This window comes from Stenotrophomonas indicatrix (genome assembly GCF_002750975.1).
GTDB lineage: Bacteria > Pseudomonadota > Gammaproteobacteria > Xanthomonadales > Xanthomonadaceae > Stenotrophomonas > Stenotrophomonas indicatrix.
Genome location: NZ_PEJS01000001.1, coordinates 2,817,957 through 2,835,844, shown reverse-complemented (window position 1 = coordinate 2,835,844; position 17,888 = coordinate 2,817,957). Strand labels below are relative to the sequence as shown.

The 17,888-nt window shown below is 68.1% G+C and carries 14 protein-coding genes; 8 read left to right on the top strand and 6 right to left on the bottom strand.

What is annotated here, in order from left to right; genetic code table 11:
* The first annotated feature begins 23 nt into the window (after positions 1-23).
* Positions 24-3,893: a YhdP family protein gene (locus CR918_RS13160; protein ID WP_099843234.1), complete on the top strand. Its 3,870-nt coding sequence runs from the start codon at positions 24-26 to the stop codon at positions 3,891-3,893.
* Between the two features lie 63 nt (positions 3,894-3,956).
* On the top strand, positions 3,957-5,402 hold the full coding sequence (tldD, locus tag CR918_RS13155; protein ID WP_025879285.1) for a metalloprotease TldD: 1,446 nt from the start codon (positions 3,957-3,959) through the stop codon (positions 5,400-5,402).
* Positions 5,403-5,443: 41 nt separating this feature from the next.
* Here tldD and yjgA read toward each other — a convergent pair whose 3' ends face one another.
* Positions 5,444-6,034 carry a ribosome biogenesis factor YjgA gene (gene yjgA, locus CR918_RS13150; RefSeq protein ID WP_099843232.1) on the bottom strand — a complete coding sequence of 197 codons (591 nt, stop codon included), beginning with the start codon at positions 6,032-6,034 and terminating at the stop codon, positions 5,444-5,446.
* A 68-nt stretch (positions 6,035-6,102) separates the two neighbouring features.
* Between yjgA and pmbA the strand changes: the two genes are divergently transcribed.
* Entirely contained in the window at positions 6,103-7,470 is a 1,368-nt protein-coding gene (pmbA, locus tag CR918_RS13145; protein ID WP_025879283.1) for a metalloprotease PmbA, read from the top strand.
* Positions 7,471-7,558: 88 nt separating this feature from the next.
* Positions 7,559-7,921 carry a DUF4870 domain-containing protein gene (locus CR918_RS13140; RefSeq protein ID WP_025879282.1) on the top strand — a complete coding sequence of 121 codons (363 nt, stop codon included), beginning with the start codon at positions 7,559-7,561 and terminating at the stop codon, positions 7,919-7,921.
* 123 nt (positions 7,922-8,044) lie between these two features.
* Here CR918_RS13140 and CR918_RS13135 read toward each other — a convergent pair whose 3' ends face one another.
* The 5 genes from CR918_RS13135 to CR918_RS13110 all read right to left on the bottom strand — a co-directional run bounded on the left by CR918_RS13135 (position 8,045) and on the right by CR918_RS13110 (position 13,475).
* Positions 8,045-8,923: a polyprenyl synthetase family protein gene (locus CR918_RS13135; RefSeq protein ID WP_099843231.1), complete on the bottom strand. Its 879-nt coding sequence runs from the start codon at positions 8,921-8,923 to the stop codon at positions 8,045-8,047.
* Complete coding sequence (locus CR918_RS13130; protein WP_099843229.1) at positions 8,913-9,173, bottom strand: exodeoxyribonuclease VII small subunit; 261 nt, start codon at positions 9,171-9,173, stop codon at positions 8,913-8,915. The genes CR918_RS13135 and CR918_RS13130 overlap by 11 nt, the downstream gene beginning before the upstream one ends.
* A gap of 36 nt (positions 9,174-9,209) precedes the next feature.
* Positions 9,210-10,496 (bottom strand): tRNA lysidine(34) synthetase TilS, encoded by a 1,287-nt coding sequence (tilS, locus tag CR918_RS13125; protein WP_223486197.1) that lies wholly within the window; start codon positions 10,494-10,496, stop codon positions 9,210-9,212.
* 730 nt (positions 10,497-11,226) lie between these two features.
* Entirely contained in the window at positions 11,227-11,772 is a 546-nt protein-coding gene (locus CR918_RS13115) for a WG repeat-containing protein (protein WP_099843223.1), read from the bottom strand.
* Positions 11,769-13,475: an alkaline phosphatase gene (locus tag CR918_RS13110; RefSeq protein WP_093820692.1), complete on the bottom strand. Its 1,707-nt coding sequence runs from the start codon at positions 13,473-13,475 to the stop codon at positions 11,769-11,771. The genes CR918_RS13115 and CR918_RS13110 overlap by 4 nt, the downstream gene beginning before the upstream one ends.
* A gap of 154 nt (positions 13,476-13,629) precedes the next feature.
* Here CR918_RS13110 and CR918_RS13105 point away from each other — a divergent pair, with 154 nt between their 5' ends.
* From CR918_RS13105 to CR918_RS13090, 4 genes are all read left to right on the top strand, one after another.
* Entirely contained in the window at positions 13,630-14,964 is a 1,335-nt protein-coding gene (locus CR918_RS13105; protein WP_099843221.1) for a dicarboxylate/amino acid:cation symporter, read from the top strand.
* Positions 14,965-15,194: 230 nt separating this feature from the next.
* Positions 15,195-15,734 (top strand): hypothetical protein, encoded by a 540-nt coding sequence (locus CR918_RS13100; RefSeq protein WP_099843219.1) that lies wholly within the window; start codon positions 15,195-15,197, stop codon positions 15,732-15,734.
* Positions 15,731-16,345 carry a hypothetical protein gene (locus CR918_RS13095; protein WP_049466254.1) on the top strand — a complete coding sequence of 205 codons (615 nt, stop codon included), beginning with the start codon at positions 15,731-15,733 and terminating at the stop codon, positions 16,343-16,345. Before CR918_RS13100 ends, CR918_RS13095 begins: the two co-directional genes overlap by 4 nt.
* Positions 16,346-16,389: 44 nt before the next feature.
* Positions 16,390-17,772 carry a hypothetical protein gene (locus CR918_RS13090; RefSeq protein ID WP_025876071.1) on the top strand — a complete coding sequence of 461 codons (1,383 nt, stop codon included), beginning with the start codon at positions 16,390-16,392 and terminating at the stop codon, positions 17,770-17,772.
* The last annotated feature ends 116 nt before the right edge of the window (positions 17,773-17,888 follow it).

Below are 17,888 nucleotides of genomic sequence, written 5' to 3'. Positions count from 1 at the left end.
CGACTGTCTGCTTTCGGTGGCCGATGAGCGCGCCGCCGCGCCTGCGACTGCGAAGGATCCGCCGTCATTTCATCGCCGCATGCGCGGTTGGCCTGGTCGGGCTTGCCCTGCTGGTCGGCACCCTCAGCCAGCTGTTGCCGCTGGCTGAGCGCCATCCGGACCGGATCGCGGCCTGGCTGAGCACGCGCGCCGGGCAACCGGTGCGCTTCGAACGCCTGGACACCGCCTGGACCCGACGTGGTCCACTGCTGCAGTTGAAGGGCCTGCGCATCGGCGCGGGCCAGGGCCTGGCCATCGGCGATGCCGAGGTGCTGGTGTCGATGTACAGCGGCCTGTTGCCGGGCCGCTCTCTGACCGAACTGCGCCTGCGCGGCCTGGCGCTGGACCTGCAGCAGGCCGCCGATGGCCGCTGGTCGGTGCGCGGCCTGCCGCAGTCCCGCGCTGGCGGCGATCCGTTGGATGCGTTGCGCCGGCTGGGCGAACTGCAGGTGATTGGTGGCCGCCTCGGCGTGCATGCGCCAGCACTGGGTGTCGACGCCACCCTGCCACGCATCGACCTGCGCCTGCGCGTGGATGGCGACCGCCTGCGGGTGGGCGTGCGTGCCTGGGCACAGACCGACGCGTTGCCGCTGACGGCGGTGCTGGACCTGGATCGCCAGCGCGGCAACGGCGAGGCCTGGGTAGGCGCCGATCCGATCGATTTCCGTGCCTGGGCGCCGTTGTTGGCGGCCGGCGGCATGCGCCTGCGCGAGGGCAAGGGCGAGCTCAACCTGTGGCTGACCCTGCGTGATTTCGCCCCGGTGGCGCTGACCACCGATTCGGACCTGCGTGATCTGCGTGTCGAAGGCGCGCCGATGCCTGGCGTGGCGCGTCCGGAAATTCAATTGCAACGGCTGCAGGCGCGCCTGCGTTGGCAGCGGACGGCAGAAGGCTGGGCGCTGCAGGTGCCGCGCCTGCGCCTGCAGGCCGATGGCAGCCAGCAGCAGCTGGACGGGCTGCAACTGCGGGTGGGCAAGCAGATGCAGGTGCAGGCCGCAGCAGCGCAGGTGGGTACCGCATTGCGCGCGCTGGCGCTCAGCGACCGCCTGGACGCGGGCCTGCGGCATTGGCTGTACCTGGCCAAGCCCCAGCTGGACGTGGCGCAGTTGCAGTTGCGCGGCCAGCAGGATGGCCCGTTGTGGGTGCAGGGCGAACTGCAGTCGCTGGGCTTTGCCAGTGTTGGCAACTCGCCGGGCCTGCGCGGCCTGGGCGGCCGCTTCGAGGGCGATGCCAACGGCTTCAGCCTGCAGCTGCAACCCCAGCGCCAGCTGCAGTTCGATTGGCCGACCGGTTTCGGCGTGCGTCACGACCTGCACCTGGCCGGGCAGATCGTCGGTTGGCGTGACGAGGCCGGCGGCTGGCGCATCGGCACCCCGGCGATGCGTGTGGAAGGCACCGACTACGCTGCCGACGTGCGCGGTGGTCTCTGGTTCCAGGGCGATGGCACCCGGCCGTGGATGCAGCTGGCGGCCAAGCTGGACGACGTACCGATGACCGCGGCCAAGCGTTTCTGGATCCATTCCAGAATGAGCAAGGGCGCCACCGACTGGCTGGACATGGCCTTGGCCGGCGGCCAGGTGCGCAACGGCATCGGCCTGGTCAGTGGTGACCTGGACGACTGGCCGTTCGACAACAACGATGGTCGCTTCGAGGCCACCGGCCACATCAGCAAGGGTGACATCCGCTTCCAGCACGATTGGCCGTTGATGGGCCAGGTCGATGCCGATGTCGCCTTCATCGGCCCTGGCTTCCACATGCAGGGGAGCGGCGATCTGGCCGGCGTGGCAGTACAGACGTTCGAAGCCGGCATCCAGGATTTCGGCCAGCAGCCACTGTACGTCCGCGCCGACAGCCAGGGCGACGCCGGCAAGCTGCTGGCGATGCTGCGGCAGAGCCCGCTGCACAAGGAATACGGCGACACCCTGGACAACCTCGCGGCAAGCGGGCCGGCCAACGTGCATTTCGACCTGTTGCAGCCCCTGCATCATGACCAGGGCGGCGGCCACCTGCAGGGCACGGTGGACCTGGCCGGGCTGAAGCTGGTCGACAAGCGCTTCCAGCTGGAGTTCGACAACATGCGCGGGCAGGCCCGCTACAGCAACGCCGGCTTCGCCGCCGAGGAACTGGCCGTGCGCCACCTCGGCCAGGACGGCCGGCTGAGCCTGCGCGCCGGTGGTTTCGTGCGTGACCCCAAGCTGGCCTTCGAATCGGAACTGGCCGCCACGCTCGATGCGGGCGTGCTGATCGACCGCGCACCGGAAATGGCCTGGCTGAAGCCCTACATCAACGGTACCTCGCCGTGGACCATCGCGGTGAACCTGCCGAAGGTCGCGGCGGGTGCACCAGCGCCGCCCAGCGAGCTGCGCCTGCGCTCGGATCTGCTGGGCACCCGCCTGGATCTGCCGGCACCGCTGCAGAAGCCGGCCAACGAACCGCTGCCGACCACCGTGGCCGCACAGCTGCCGATGGGCGCCGGCCGCATCGATGTGGCGTTCGGCCAGCGCCTGGCGCTGGCCGCGCGCAGCCACAACAACCAGACCGGCGTTCAGGTCACCCTGGGCAGCGACCACGTTGACCGCGAACCACCGCCCAGCGGGCTGACCATCAATGGCCGCAGCCCGACCCTGGATGCGCTGGAATGGATCGGCCTGGCCCGTGGCGCCGGTGGCGATGGCGACCCGATGCCGCTGCGCGCCGTGGACGTGCAGGTCGGCCAGCTGATGCTGATCGGCGGCGTGTTCGAGCAGACCCGCCTGCAGCTGCGCCCTGGCCCGCAGGCGCTGGACGTGCGCCTGGATGGCCCCTCGCTGGCCGGCAAATTGAATGTACCCAACGCCGATGGCGGCACCATCAGCGGCCAGCTCGAGCGCGTGTACTGGCAATCGCTTCCGACCCTTCCCGGAGCCACGGCGGCACCGGCGCGGGTGCAGGCCGGTGCCGACGACATGGACCCGGCCAAGCTGCCGCCGTTCGCACTGGACATCGCCGACCTGAAGTTCGGCAAGGTCGTGCTGGGCCAGGCCGTGCTGCGTACGCGGCCGATCGTCAATGGCCTGAGCGTGGAGCAACTGCAGTTCCGCGCCCCCAGCCAGGAGATCGACATCCGTGGCCGTTGGCTTGGCAAGGGTGGCGGTTCGCGAACCGCGCTTGATGCGCAGGTGCGCAGTGAAGACCTGGGCGAGTTGTTGCAGAACCTCGACTACGGCGGCCAGCTGCGCGGCGGCTCCGGCCACGCCCAGCTGCAGGCCTCGTGGCCCGGCGGTCCGTCGGACTTCCAGCTTGGCAACCTGCAGGGCCAGCTCGATGTGAATGCCCGCAATGGCCAGCTGCTGGAGCTGGAGCCGGGTGCCGGCCGCGTGCTGGGCCTGCTCAGCGTCGCCCAGCTGCCGCGGCGGCTGATGTTCGACTTCCGCGACTTCTTCTCCAAGGGCTTTGCGTTCAACCAGGTCGAGGGCAGCGTGCAGTTCGGCGAGGGCATGGCCCGTACCGACAAGGTGTTGATCGAAGGGCCGGCAGCGAACATCACCATCCGTGGCCAGGCCGATCTGCGGAAACAGCAGTTCGACCAGACCATCGACGTCAACCCGCGCGCCGGCAACCTGCTGACCGTGGTCGGCGCGGTGGCCGGCGGCCCGGTGGGCGCAGCGCTGGGTGCAGCCACCAATGCGGTATTGTCCAAGCCATTGGGCGAGATCGGTGCCCGCACCTACAAGGTGACCGGCCCCTGGAAGGAGCCCAAGGTGGAGGTGATCGAGCGCAGCCGCGAACGTGCGCCAGTACCCGCACCGCCGCCGCGCCTGCCGCCGTTGCCGGCCGTGCCGCCGACCGTCACCGAACCACCGCCACCGCGCTGAGCGCGGCCCCCGTTTCCCCAGGGCGGCCTTGCCTGACCGCCTTCACACCCCCAGATCGAGACCATGACTGACAACGCCCTGACGCTTGCCCAAGATCGCCTGTTGCGCCCCGGTGGCCTGGATACCGCTGGCCTGGAGCGCACCTTCGGCCAACTGCTCGGCCCCGGTGTCGACTTCGGCGACCTGTACTTCCAGCATGCCCGGCGCGAAAGCTGGAGCGTGGAAGATGGCATCGTCAAGGACGGCGCCCATTCCATCGAGCAGGGCGTGGGCGTGCGCGCGATTGCCGGCGAGAAGACCGGCTTTGCCTATTCCGATGACATCCATGCCGGTGCATTGCTGACCGCAGCGCAGTCGGCACGTGCGATCTCGCGCGAAGGCGGCGCACAGACCGGACGCTCGCTGCTGCGCGGCGATGCGCGCGTGCTGTATCCAGCGCTGGACCCGATCGACGGCATCGGCAACGAAGCCAAGGTCGAGGTGCTCAAGCGCCTGGACGGCTACCTGCGCGCGGCCGACCCGCGCGTGAAGCAGGTGATGGTCAGCCTGTCCGGTGGCGTCGATACCGTGCTGGTTGCCCGCACCGATGGTGTGCTGGGCGCCGACGTGCGCCCGCTGGTGCGGTTGAACGTGCAGGTGATCGTCGAGCAGAACGGCCGCCGTGAGTCGGGTTATGCCGGCGGCGGCGGTCGCTATGGCTATGAAGCGCTGTTTGCCGATGGCCGCCCGGAAGCCTTTGCGCGCGAGGCGCTGCGGCAGGCCCTGGTGAACCTGGAAGCGGTGCCGGCGCCGGCCGGGGTGATGCCGGTGGTGCTGGGCCCGGGCTGGCCGGGCGTGCTGCTGCACGAGGCGGTCGGCCATGGCCTGGAAGGTGACTTCAACCGCAAGGGCACCAGCGTCTACGCCGGCAGGATCGGCGAGCGCGTGGCTGCCCCGGGCGTGACCATCGTCGACGACGGCACCCTGGACGGACGCCGTGGTTCACTCAACATCGATGACGAAGGCCACCCGACCCAGTGCACCACGCTGATCGAGGACGGCATCCTGGTCGGCTACATGCAGGACAGCCTCAACGCGCGGCTGATGGGCGTGGCGCCGACCGGCAACGGCCGTCGCGAATCGTTCGCGCACATGACCATGCCGCGCATGACCAACACCTACATGCGCGCCGGCCAGCATGACCCGCAGGAAATGATCCGTTCGGTGAAGAAGGGCCTGTACGCGGTCAATTTCGGCGGCGGCCAGGTCGACATCACCAGCGGCAAGTACGTGTTCTCGGCCACCGAGGCCTACCTGATCGAGGACGGCCGGATCACCGCTCCAGTGAAGGGCGCGACCCTGATCGGCAATGGCCCGGAAACCATGCAGAAGGTGCGCATGGTCGGCAACGACCTGGCCCTGGACGAGGGCGTGGGCATCTGTGGCAAGGACGGGCAGAGTGTGCCGGTCGGTGTCGGCCAGCCGTCGCTGCTGATCGAGGGCATCACCGTCGGCGGTACCCAGGCCTGAGCACGGCGATGGCCACAGCCACCGCCATGCCCGACGGGGACTCAGTCCTCGTCGGCGTCGTCGACCGGTTCGTCTGCCGCGACGTCCTCAGCGGACGCCTTCAGGCCGAGCGCGGCCGGCAGCATCAGCGCGCGCAGCACCTGGAAGATCTCGCGGTAGGCGCGCGGCGGCTTGTTCTTGGCCTTTTCGGCCTGGGCGTTGCGCACCAGCGTGCGCAACTGCTGGCGGTCGGCCTGCGGATGGTCATCCAGCAGCGCGGCCAGCGCCTTGTCGCCTTCATTCATGAGGCGTTCGCGCCAGTCTTCGACACGGTGCATCATCGCCACTTCGCGGCGCCCGGTTTCGCTGTTGGCATCCAGCGCATCGCGGATCGCGTCCAGCGCGGCATCGTCCTCGCGGCGCATGTGCTTGGCCAGGAACGCCAGCTGCCGCTTGTGCGCGATATGGGCGGTGATGCGCTTGCACTCGGCAATGTGTGGCAGCAGGTCCTCCGGGATCGGCAGGCGCGCCAGCTGGGCCGGGGTCAGCGACACCAGCTTCTCGCCCAGGGCCAGGACGTCGAGCGCATCGCGCCGGTTCTGGCTGCGGCTCTTGTCGTGGAATTCACCGGTTTCTTCGTCGCGTCCGCGCATCGTCCATACCTGATTTCAAAAAAAGTCGCCCGGCGTGATACCGGGCCCAACCCGCACAGGATAAAGCATTGAACGTGATCGCCCCTGAAGTCGCCGTCGGCGACGACAGCCCGGCCCGGCTGGAACGGCTGGCCGACATCTCCCAGCAGCTGCTGCAGCGTGCCCGCGCGCTGGGTGCCAGCCAGGCCGAGGTCAGCTGCAGCGAAGACCGTGGGCTGGAGGTCAATGTCCGTCTCGGCGAGGTCGAGACCGTGCAGTCCACCCGTGACCGCGGCATTGCCGTGACCGTCTACTTCGGCCAGCGCAAGGGCAGTGCCAGCACCGCCGACCTGCATGAGGCCAGCCTGCTGGCCACCGTCGAGCAGGCCTGCGCGATCGCCCGCCATACCGAGGACGATCCGGCCGCCGGCCTGGCGGAGGCCGACCTGATGGCCCGCGACTTCCCCGAACTGGATGGCTGGCACCCCTGGGAGCTGCAGGCCGACGAGGCGGTGGACCTGGCGCTGGCCTGCGAGGCGGCGGGCCGCCAAGCCGATGCGCAGATCCGCAATTCCGATGGCGCCTCGGTATCGAGCATGCAGAGCGTGTCGGTCTACGCCAATTCGCATGGGTTCATCGGCCGCGAGCGCGGGACCCATCATTCGATCGGCTGTGCGCTGATCGCCGGCACCGGCGATGGCATGCAGCGCGACGGCTGGTACACCGGCGCACTGGCCCGCGAGGACCTGGAAGATCCGGCCAGCGTCGGTCGCCGCGCCGCAGAGCGCACGATCGCCCGCCTGCAGCCGCGTTCGCTGCCGACCGGCAGCATGCCGGTGCTGTACGCGCCGGAAGTGGCGCGCAGCCTGGTGGGCCACCTGCTGTCGGCGGTCTCCGGCGGCGCGCTGTACCGCCAGGCGAGCTTCCTGCTGGACAGCGTCGACCAGCAGCTGTTCCCCGACTGGATGCAGATCGAGGAGCTGCCGCACCTGCGCCGTGGCCTGCGCTCGGCCGCCTTCGACGGCGACGGCGTGGCCACCCGTGCCTCGGCCCTGGTGCGTGACGGTGTGCTGCAGCGTTACGTGCTGGGCAGCTATTCGGCGCGCAAGCTGGGCCTGCAGACCACCGCCAATGCCGGCGGCGTGCACAACCTGCAGCTGGCGGCCAATGCCGGTTCGCTGCAGGACATCGCCGCGCAGATGGGCAACGGCCTGCTGGTGACCGAGCTGATGGGGCAGGGGGTGAACGGGGTGACCGGCGACTACTCGCGCGGCGCCGGCGGCTTCCGCGTGGAGAACGGCCAGATCCAGTATCCGGTGGATGGCATCACCATCGCCGGCAACCTGCGCGACATGTTCATGGCCATCGAGGCGGTCGGCAGCGATGTCGATCCGCGCTCGCATATCCGCACCGGCTCGATCCTGGTGGGACGGATGACGATCGCCGGCAATGATTGATGCCATTGATGGCGTAAGCTAGGCCCGCCTGACGCGACCGGCTTGCCGCCGGTCGGTCAAGACCACCCAATAAAAAAGGAGTTTTGTCGTGAGCGAATTCGAGAACGTCCCGGCGGCGAGCAGCGTACCCGCTGACCAGCGCACCATGGCCCTGGTGGCGCACCTGCTGGGCATCTTCACCGGTTTCATTGGTGCCCTGGTCATCTGGCTGATCAACAAGGATGACGCCAGCAAGGCCTTCGTCACCGACCAGGCCAAGGAAGCGCTGAACTTCCAGATCACCGTCGCCATCGCGATGTTCGTCTGCATCATCCTGACCTTCGTGGTCATCGGCGTGTTCCTGGCGCCGATCGTCGGCCTGCTCAGCCTGGTCTTCAGCATCATCGCTGCGGTGAAGGCGAACAATGGTGAAGCCTACCGTTACCCGTTCGCACTGCGCCTGATCAAGTAAGCGGCAACGATCAACGACGCAAAAAGAAACGCCCGGCAATGCCGGGCGTTTCCGTGTATGGCGCGTAGGGTAGCGCCGGGCCATGCCCGGCGAACGCGCAGCGCGGCAGATCCATGCCTGCAATCAGTGATCGCGTTCCACGGCCAGCGTGGCCAGCGCGCGCAGCGCATCGGCTTCTTCGTGATAGCCCGCCAGTGCCTGCTGCATGCGCGCGGAAAGTTCGCGCAGCTGCGCCTTGGCACCGTCCATGCCCAGCAGGGCAGGGAAGGTGCTCTTGTCCTGGGCCTGGTCCTTGCCGGCGGTCTTGCCCAGCTGTTCGGAACTGGCTTCGACATCGAGGATGTCATCGCGGACCTGGAAGGCCAGGCCGAGCGCATCGGCGAAACCGTCGAGCTGGGCCAGCGCGGGTTCGGGTGCATCACCGCACAACGCGCCCATGCGCACCGCAGCGCGGATCAGCGCACCGGTCTTCAGCGCATGCATGCGGGTGAGGGCTGCCAGCGACTGCTGCTGGCCGGTGGCATCGATGTCCCGCGCCTGGCCGCCGCACATGCCGGCCGCGCCGGAGGCATGGGCCAGGGTCTGCAGGCACGCCACGCGCAATGCCGCCGGCAGCGGTGCATCGGCCAGCAGGCCGAACGCACGGGTCTGCAGGGCGTCGCCGGCGAGGATCGCAGTGGCTTCGTCGAAGGCGATGTGGGTGGTGGGCTTGCCACGGCGCAGGGCATCGTCGTCCATCGCCGGCAGGTCGTCGTGCACCAGCGAGTAGGCGTGGATCAGTTCCACCGCCATCGCCGCGGCATCAAGCCTGTCCAGGGGCGCGCCGAACACCTGGCCGGCGGCATAGACCAGCAAGGGGCGCATGCGCTTGCCGCCACCGAGCACGGAATGGCGCATCGCCTGGTGCAGGCGTTGCGGGGCTTCGGCCGGTGAGGGCAGGGCGGCGTCGAGCTGGCTTTCGATACGGTCGCGCCAGCGCGCGAACAACGCCTCAGCCGTCATGGCCGGGCGGATCGAAGGGTTCGGCGGTTTCGGGCTGGGCCGGATCGCTGAGCAGGCGCACGCGCAGTTCGGCCTGCTCCAGCGCCTGCTGGCACTGGCGGTACAGACCAACACCACGTTCGTAAGCACTGAGCGAGGCTTCCAGGCTCAGCTCGCCGGTTTCCATCTGCTCCACCAGCTGTTCCAGCGATTCGAGCGACTGCTCGAACTGGGCGACCGGGGAGGCGTTTTCGGGGGACTTCTTGGCCATGCGACAAGTGTGGACGGCGCGCGCGCAAGGGTCAATTCACCAGCCGCCCGGATGCCACTGCAACTGCGCATTGCGTGCCTGCAGCCAGGCCTGCAGCGGTGCGGCAATGACTACATCGGCGGCCGCCAGCAGCTGCCCCTGGTCGAACAGCAGGGGCAGCTGTGCGCGTCGCCAGGGCGCCAGATGCTCGCGCTGCAGGCAATCCTTCAACGCGGATGAATGCGTACGGCCGGGCAGCACGATGCGCTCGCCGCCCTGGCGGGCGCGCAGGTCCAGCGGATGTTCGAAGCCGTCCGTGCCGAGCAGGCGCAGCTGGCCGCCGTCGGGCAGCTGCAGCGGCGCGCGGCCGTCCCATGCCGCCTGCCAGTCCTTCGGCAGGACCGGCAGCGCTGCCGGCAGCAGGTAGGCGTGCTGGCGCCACTGGCGGATGGCGTGCTGCTGCCAACGCACCTGCGACTGCCGATCGGCGCCTGCGGCCATCAATTCGTTCTGTACTTGCCGCAGCACATGCGCCGGCAACGGGGCTGCGCCATGGCGGCGCACCCACGCACGCAGCACGCGCGCAGCACGCTCCGGTGCAACCTGGCGCAGCAGCTCCAGCGACAGCACCCGGGGTGCCACTTCCAGGTGGGCGAGCAGTTCGGCGTCTTCTTCATCGAGCAATGCACGGGTCTGCGCGCAATGCGCGGCGCTGCCGGCCAATGCGGCAGTGGCATGCGGCCAGCGCTGGCGCAGCAGTGGCAGCACCCGCAGGCGCAGGAAATTGCGGTCGGCGTGGTCTTCGCCATTGCTGGGATCTTCGATCCACTGCAGGCCGTGTGTCGTCGCGTAAGCCTGCAGCGCGCTGCGCGGCACATCGAGCAGTGGCCGCCACAGCCGATGGCCATCGAGGCGGCTGTCAGCGGTCATCGCCGCCAGCCCATCGATGCCCGAACCGCGCAACGCACGCAGCAGGAAGGTCTCGGCCTGGTCGTCCTGGTGCTGGGCCAGCGCCAGGGTTTCCCCGGCCTGCAGCTCGGCGCTGAATGCAGCGCGACGTGCCAGCCGGGCGGCCCCTTCGATGCCATGGCCGTCATCACGGCTGACCTGCACGTGGTGCACGGCCAGTTCGATGCCCAGCACCGTGCATTGCTGCTGGCAGTGCTGCACCCAGTCATCGGCCGCCGGTTGCAGGCCATGGTGTACGTGCGTCGCACGCAGCGGCGTGCCGGCGGCCTGTGCCGATCGCCACAGCCAGTGCAGCAGCACGGTGGAATCCAGGCCGCCGCTGTAGCCGACCAGCAGCGGTGCATCAAGCGGAACGAGGGCGGGGAAGGCGGTCACGGCGGAAAGTATAGGGTGGGTGGGTGAGTCGGCAGGGCTGCGCCCTGCACCTGCCGATGCAAGGGCAACAGCCAAGGCAACAGCGGGCATACCGTGGGATGGCGGGGTGGGTCCGGTTGCGGGGGGCGCTGCAAGTCCCCCTCCGGGGCCCGGCCCAGCCGCTGGCGGCTGTGCGTTCGGGCGCTTGCGAAGCAGTGCTTCGCAAGCAAAGCGCCCTCACCCCTGTAAGCTCGGTCGCGCCTTGCTCGTGTGCGCTGTCCTGCGCACACGGCAAGACCGGGGTTGGGCGTCCTGCCCAACCCGCCCGAGGCATGCCTCGGGCCCATGGCGCTCACGCCCCCGCAACCGGACCCACCCCGCCTTCGACAGATCTCCGCGATCTGTTGGAACGGCATGGCCTGCCCTTGGTGGGTGTCGACCTTGGTCGACACGTAGATCCACGCCATGCGTGGATGAATTTCAATCGAAATTGAATATCTCGACAGTTGATCGAAGAGCATCCACGCATGGCGTGGATCTACTGGCCACCGGCCAACTGTCAGAGGTGGGGCGGTGTCGGATTGCGGGGTGTCAGCCGCATGGATGCGGCTGCCAAGCCCCCATGGATGGGTTCACGGCGTCCCCGCAATCCGACACCGCCCCGCCATCCCACGGAATGCCGCTGTTGCTGTTGCTTCGGCCGTTGCTGTTGCTTCGGCAGGTGCAGGGCGCCGCCCTGCCGATAAACCCCTTACTTCACTCGACGACCGGAACGATCGATGCGGAACCACTCGCCGCCTTCCATCGGTGTATGCCCGTCGCCATCGGGCGTGCCGCGGCGGCAGCCGTTGCAGACTTCGGCCACGCCGTCCTGGAATGGCCAGGCAAAATCGAACGTGGCCGCAATCACCTGTTCGAAGGCGGCGTTGAAGTAGCCCACGCGATCGCCGACGCGGCCGCGGAACAGGCCTTCCTGCAGTGGGTCTGCGCCGTTGTCCCAGGCGATCACCGCCTGGCTGCGGCCGCGACGGTCGACGTAGTGGAAGCCATCGGCGGTCTGTACCAGCGCCAGGCCATCGCCGTCGTAGGGGAGATCCTGCAGGGTCTCCGCGCTGATCTGCGGCTTGTCATCGACGACCTCGCAGCCGGGCAGCATCCACAACCCGTGCTCTTCGGTCATGACCTTGCAGGCCGGGCCCTGCGCCGACGCCCAGGGGCTGGCCAGCACGCCCAGCAGGGCCAGCCAGCGCGCACGGCGGAGGCTGCCCAGAGCAGAGCGTGCCGGCCGCGCCATCACTTGGCCTCGGCCTTGCGTTCGAAGGTGGCCGGTGCCGGCAGTTCCACCGGTACGCCCTTGTCGTCGCAGGTGCCGGCCTGACACAGGCGATCGCGCAGGGCCGGGGTGGCCTGCACGATCATGTGGTAGATCGCGTTCTGCTCCAGGGTGCCGCGGATCGCCTTGCTGCCCGGGCCGCGTGCCCAGATGCCGACGTCCTCGCCACCATGCGACTCGGACTTCATCGGTACCAGCGCTTCCTGCATGTAGTCGGGATGCTCGGTATCGACGTCGTGCAGGTTCGGGCGGCCGTTGGCCGGCTCGAAGCTGCTGGGGTTGTGCGGGTAACGCTTCGGACCGGCCGGCTGCTGGTTGCTGGTGCCGGTATGGCCGGGGCCGTTGGCGTAGCTCAGGGTGGTGTACGGCTGGCCGTTGCCATCCAGCGCGTAGTCGAGCTTGCCGGCGCCGTCTTCGCCACCCTTGTCCTTCACCTTGCCCAGGATCGGATTGCCGCGGGCCGGGTAGCCGACGAAGTTCAGGGTGTGCGAATGATCGGCGGTGACGATGATCAGGGTGTCATCGGCCGAGGTCAGCTCGTTGGCCACGCGCACGGCATCGGACAGGGCCACGGTTTCGGTCAGCGCACGGTAGGCGTTACCGCTGTGGTTGGCGTGGTCGATGCGCGCGCCTTCGATCATCAGCACGTAGCCTTCCTGATGGCGCGACAGGTTCTTGATCGCCGCAGCGGTCAGCTCGGCCAGGCTCGGCTCACCGGCCGGGTCCTGCGGGCGTTCGTATTCGTAGCGCATGTGGTCGGGCTCGAACAGGCCGAGGATCGCCGGAGCGTTGGCGGCGGCCTGCAGCTGCTTGCTGTTCCAGACGTAGGCGCCCTGCGGGTGCGCCTGCTGCCATTCCTGCACCAGGCTGCGGCCGTCCAGGCGCTGGCCGACTTTGTCGTCGTACTCGGGGTCGCGCTCTTCCACGGTGGTGAACTCACCGCGACCACCGCCCAGGGCGACCAGCGGGCCGCGGCCGTAACGCGAGGTCGACAGCAGCTGCTGGGCGATGTCCTTGCAGCCGGCGGCCTTGGCCGCCTCGGTCAGGTCGGTGTCGTTCTCCCAGTTGCGCTCGGGCGAATGCGCATAGGTTGCGGCCGGCGTGGCGTGGGTCAGGCGCGCAGTGGAGACCACGCCAGTGGCCAGGCCGGCGCTGTCGGCCAGCTGCAGCCAGGTCAGCAGGCCCTTGGACAGGCTGTCGGCGCAGTCGGTGCGGCTGCCGGCACTGACGCCGATCGCACCCATGTGGGTCTTCACGCCGGTGGTGATGGCGGTCATGGTGCCGGCCGAATCCGGGGTCTGCGAATCGGTGTTGTAGGTCTTGCTGAACGCGGTGGCGGGGAAACGCTCCCACGACAGCAGGTTTTCTTCACCCGAGCCACCCTTCTGCTGGCCTTCGTAGATGCGCGAGGCGGCCACGGTGGTCAGGCTCATGCCGTCACCCAGAAACAGGATGACGTTCTTGGCCTTGCCTGCCATCGCGCCGTTCGCCGCTGCCTGCGCAGCGCCGCTGCGGTACCACCACTGCGGGGTTTCACCGGCCGGGTGGGCGACGGGGGCAACGGTGACCTTCAGGCCGGCCGGGGCGGACGCGGGAGCGGTGCTGGCGCAGGCGCCGAGCAGCAGGGTCGTGGCGCAGGCGGCCAACAGGGAGACGGAACGGCGCATGGACGCTGGGATCTCACAAAGTGTAACGGGACGTTCATTATGCCCGGCCTCGCAAGGCACGCCGATGACACACTGATTTGCCACGCGGGCGGTCGTTCTGCGGCCCGCCTTGGGCTATCGTGCCAGCATCCCTTCCTACCCCCTTGGATTGCCTATGAAGCTGGTCTCTGCCTGGCTGCGGATTCCATTCTGGCAGCGCGTGGTCGGTGGCTTCGTGCTCGGTGCGCTGGCCGGCTGGGCGCTTGGCCCAGCTGCTGAAACCTGGCTCGGCCCGCTCGGCGAGCTGTACGTCACGCTGATCAAGATGATCGCGGTGCCGCTGGTGTTCTTCGCGGTCATCAACGCGATCTCTTCGCTGCACGGCCAGAAATCGGTCGCCGCGCTCAGCGGGCGCACGTTCCTGTGGTTCGTGATCACTGCCGCGCTGGCGGTATGCGTGGGCCTGGGCGTGGGTACGGTGCTGCAGCCCGGCGCCGGTGGCCTGCAGCTGTCGATGGCCAGCAACTATGTGCCGCGCGAAGTGCCCAGCGTGGTGCAGGTGCTGCTGGATGTGGTGCCATCCAACGTGTTCTACGCGCTGTCGGGTATCGGCACCAAGGTCAACGCCGCCGGTGAGACCGTGCTGGCCGCGGGCCGTGGTTCGATCCTGCCGGTGATCTTCTTCGCTGGCCTGGTCGGCTTTGCCATCGTCAAGCTTGGCGAGAAGGTGACCGAGGCGCGCAAGCTGGTCGGGCAGATGAGCGACATCATGATCCAGGTGACCCGCTTCGTGCTGGAAGTCACCCCGATCGGCACCTTCGGCCTGATTGCCGGCCTGGTCGGCAGCTACGGCTTCGAGAAGCTGCTGCCGCTGGGCCACTTCGTGCTGGCGCTGTACGTGGCCTGCGCGCTGCACATCGTGGTGGTGTACAGCGCGCTGCTGCTGGCGCATGGCCTGAACCCGCTGAAGTTTTTCCGTGGCGCGGCGCCGGGCATGCAGGTGGCCTTCGTCAGTTCCTCCAGCTTCGCGGCGATGCCGGTCGCGCTGCGCTCGATCACCCACAACCTGGGCGTGAACAAGGACTACGGTTCGTTCGCGGTGCCGCTGGGCGCGAGCATCAAGATGGACGGCTGCGGTGCGATCTATCCGGCGCTGTGCGCGGTGTTCATCGCCCAGTACAGCGGTGTGCCGCTGACGCCGGAGCAGTACGTGGTGGTGCTGATCGCTTCGGTGTTGGGCAGCTTCGGCACCGCCGGCGTGCCGGGTACGGCGGTGATCATGGCAACGGTGGTGCTGAGCGCGGCCAACCTGCCGCTGGAAACCATCGGTTACCTGTATGCGATCGACCGCATCCTGGACATGATGCGCACGATGACCAACGTGACCGGACAGATGCTGGTGCCGGTGCTGGTGGCCAAGGAAACCGGCCTGCTCGACCAGACGGTGTACGACAACCCGTCCACCAACGTCGGTATCGATGATCCCGACCCGAGTCCGCCGCGCGCCTGAAGCGGCACTGCAACGGGCTGTATCAGTACCTGTAACACTACTGATACAGCGCCGATGGCGCCTTGCGCAGTGGTGTTTCCTGCGCGTTAAGGCGAACGGAATCCGAACGAAGTTGTAACACTGTGGCGTCATGCCGCCGCGGTGTTACCCGTCAAACCCCCGCTGCGACGGACTTCCGGTGTTGGCACGAAAGCTGCTCTCTCCCTGCGCATATGCAACGGGAGAGCGGCATGGACGGCAGCACCACCCTTTTCACTGTTTCTGGCCGGCGGCTTGCGCTGCTGCTGGTGCTGGCCGTTCCGCTGGCGGCTGCGGCTTCGGGTGCCCGTCAAGGGGTGAAGGCGCAGCCGGGTGAGATCGTCCTGCTGCGCGACGTGTCTACGCGCCCGGCCTACCGCATGGCGCCGCCCGGCGTGGCGTTGATCGCCGATCCGAAACCGCAGCATGAGATCGCCGCCGCACTCGGCAGCAGCGGCGCTGCCAGCGGCATGGATGAACTCAGCGATGACGACTACGCCGGCCTCGGCGCTGGCCAGACCGGCAGCGTGCGCGCGCACGGCGTCACCACTGTCGAGCGGGTGACGCAGCAGGCCCTGGGCGGAACCCTCGGACGCTCGGGCGAGGGGATGATGAGCGGCAGCAGCCTCAGCGGTGCGATGAGCGGCCCGCTGGGGGCGGTCGGCAATACCACGCGCGGCATCGGCGATACCGTGCGTGGCGCACTGTCGCAGTTCCCGCTGGGCGCTCCGGCGCAGGCGGGTGGCAAGTGAAGCGCGCAGTGCTGCTGGCGGCCTGGCTGGCATTGCCCGCCACAGCGCTGGCCGACGACTACAGCGGGATGCTGGCCTACCTCGACGTGACCCGCATCGACGGTCGCGCGCTGGCCGGTGCCAGTGGTGCCATCGCCATCAACCAGGCGGCGGGCGATCTCAACATCCAGGCCAATCTGCATGGCATGGCCAGCGGCGACCGCGCCGACGTGGCCATCGCTGCGCGCCAGCAGCACAGCAACGACGTCGTGCTTTCGGCACCACTGGAAGCCAGCGCGCACATCGCCGGACAGGCATTGGCAGGCGCCAGCGGCATTGCATCGATCAACCAGGCCAGCGGCATCGCCAACACGACGCTCAACGTCGTCAGCGCGACGCTGGCCCGGCAAGGAATACGCGAGTCCGATGACACGGCGTTGGCCGCCTCGGACATCGCGTCAGCAGGGGGGCAGGGCGATACCGGTGACGGTGTTGCGGCGGGTATCCGCAGTGTCGGCGTTTCGTCGACGGCACTGCGGGGCTTCGACGGTGTCCTGCAACTCAATCAGATCGCGGGAGCGCGAAACGATACGGCCAATGTTCTGGGCCTGGTCGTGCAGGGCAACCCGTGAGTACCACCCACCCGAACCAATCACCTGATGAGAGAGAGGGCACCATGAAAGCGACTGTCAAAAAGACCGTACTCGCCATGGCAATTGCCACTGCCTCGACCGCTGCTGCGGCCAATGGCTGGGACAACCAGAATGCCAATGCGAACATCAACCACAACCATGTCGTGACCGAAACCCGCAACGACACGCACAACCATACCGACAACGAAGTCCGCAACTGGACCCGCACCAACACCACGGTACGCAACAACACCGACACCTCGAACGTGAGCCGTACCCGCACGGTGAACGTCAACGAGCAGGTGCAGAAGAACAGCAACATCCAGGCCGACGAGCGCAAGGAAAAGAACAACCACGGCGTCGACGTGAACCTGGAGAAGGATCTGCGGCTGAGCTCGGACATCAACTTCTCCGGCGATCCGACCATCACCGGTGACATCGACCTGGATTCGGCAGCCATCGCCGTGATCGACAACCGCCAGTCGATCAGCAACAACCTCACCGGCAACAGCCTGGTCACCAACAGTGCATCGATCGCCGATGATGTCGGTGCGGGTGCCTCCGGCAACCTCGGCTTCAACGTGGTGGCCGGCGACAACAACGCGCAGGACAATGCTGCGTCGCTGTCCGCTGCGGATGCTTCCTTCAGCTTCGGCATGGCCGACGCCGAGGTGTTCGTCAACCAGGCCGGCTTCGGCAACACCACCATGAACTCCGGCGTCACCAACGCCGCCGGCCTCGGTGGCAATGCCTTCGGCGGTGCCTCGGGCAACATCGGCGTGAACATCGCCTCGGGCAACAACAACGAGCAGAAGAACGCGCTCGCAGCCTCGGTGGCAACCAGTGCGATGGCACAGTCGAGCATCAGCTCCAACCAGGTGTCCACCGGCAACACCGTGTCCAACGCCGGCTTCGTGCAGTCCTACACCGATACGGTGCAGGTCGGCCTGAGCGGTCGCGTCGCAGGCGGTACCCTGGCCGTGGGTGCCGGTACCTATCGCGGCACCGGCAATGCCTACCAGATGGCCAACTACTACCTCGATTCGTGGAGTGGCGACCTGCCGCATCCGGGTGGCAATGCGACCGGGCACATCGATCTGGACAACGAGATCCAGAATGCAACGATGAACCCGAACCGGCCGGGAGTGGGTGGCCTGGGCTTCGATACGCGTGAAAGCGGCACCAGCCAGTTCGTCGAGCTGGGCGTGGCCGACCTGTATGCCAGCCTCAGTGGCACGGTCAGCACCACCCGCTGGGTGAACGTCAATGCGACCAACACCTCGGCACTGTCCGGCAGCGCGTTCTCCGGCGCATCCGGCAACATCGGCGTGAACGTGGCATCGGGTACCGGCAACCTGCAGGCCAACAGCCTGGCATTGGCCGTGGCGCAGCCGAGCACCGGCGGTGGGACCGGCGGCGGCGAGTGATCCACGGTGTGACCGCTTTCGCAGCGAACCTGCGTTGAGCGCAACAAGCCCGGCCATCCGCCAATGGCCGGGTTCCCCCGGGGGCCCCTGTCCCTCCTCCCCCTTGGGGCAGGGGC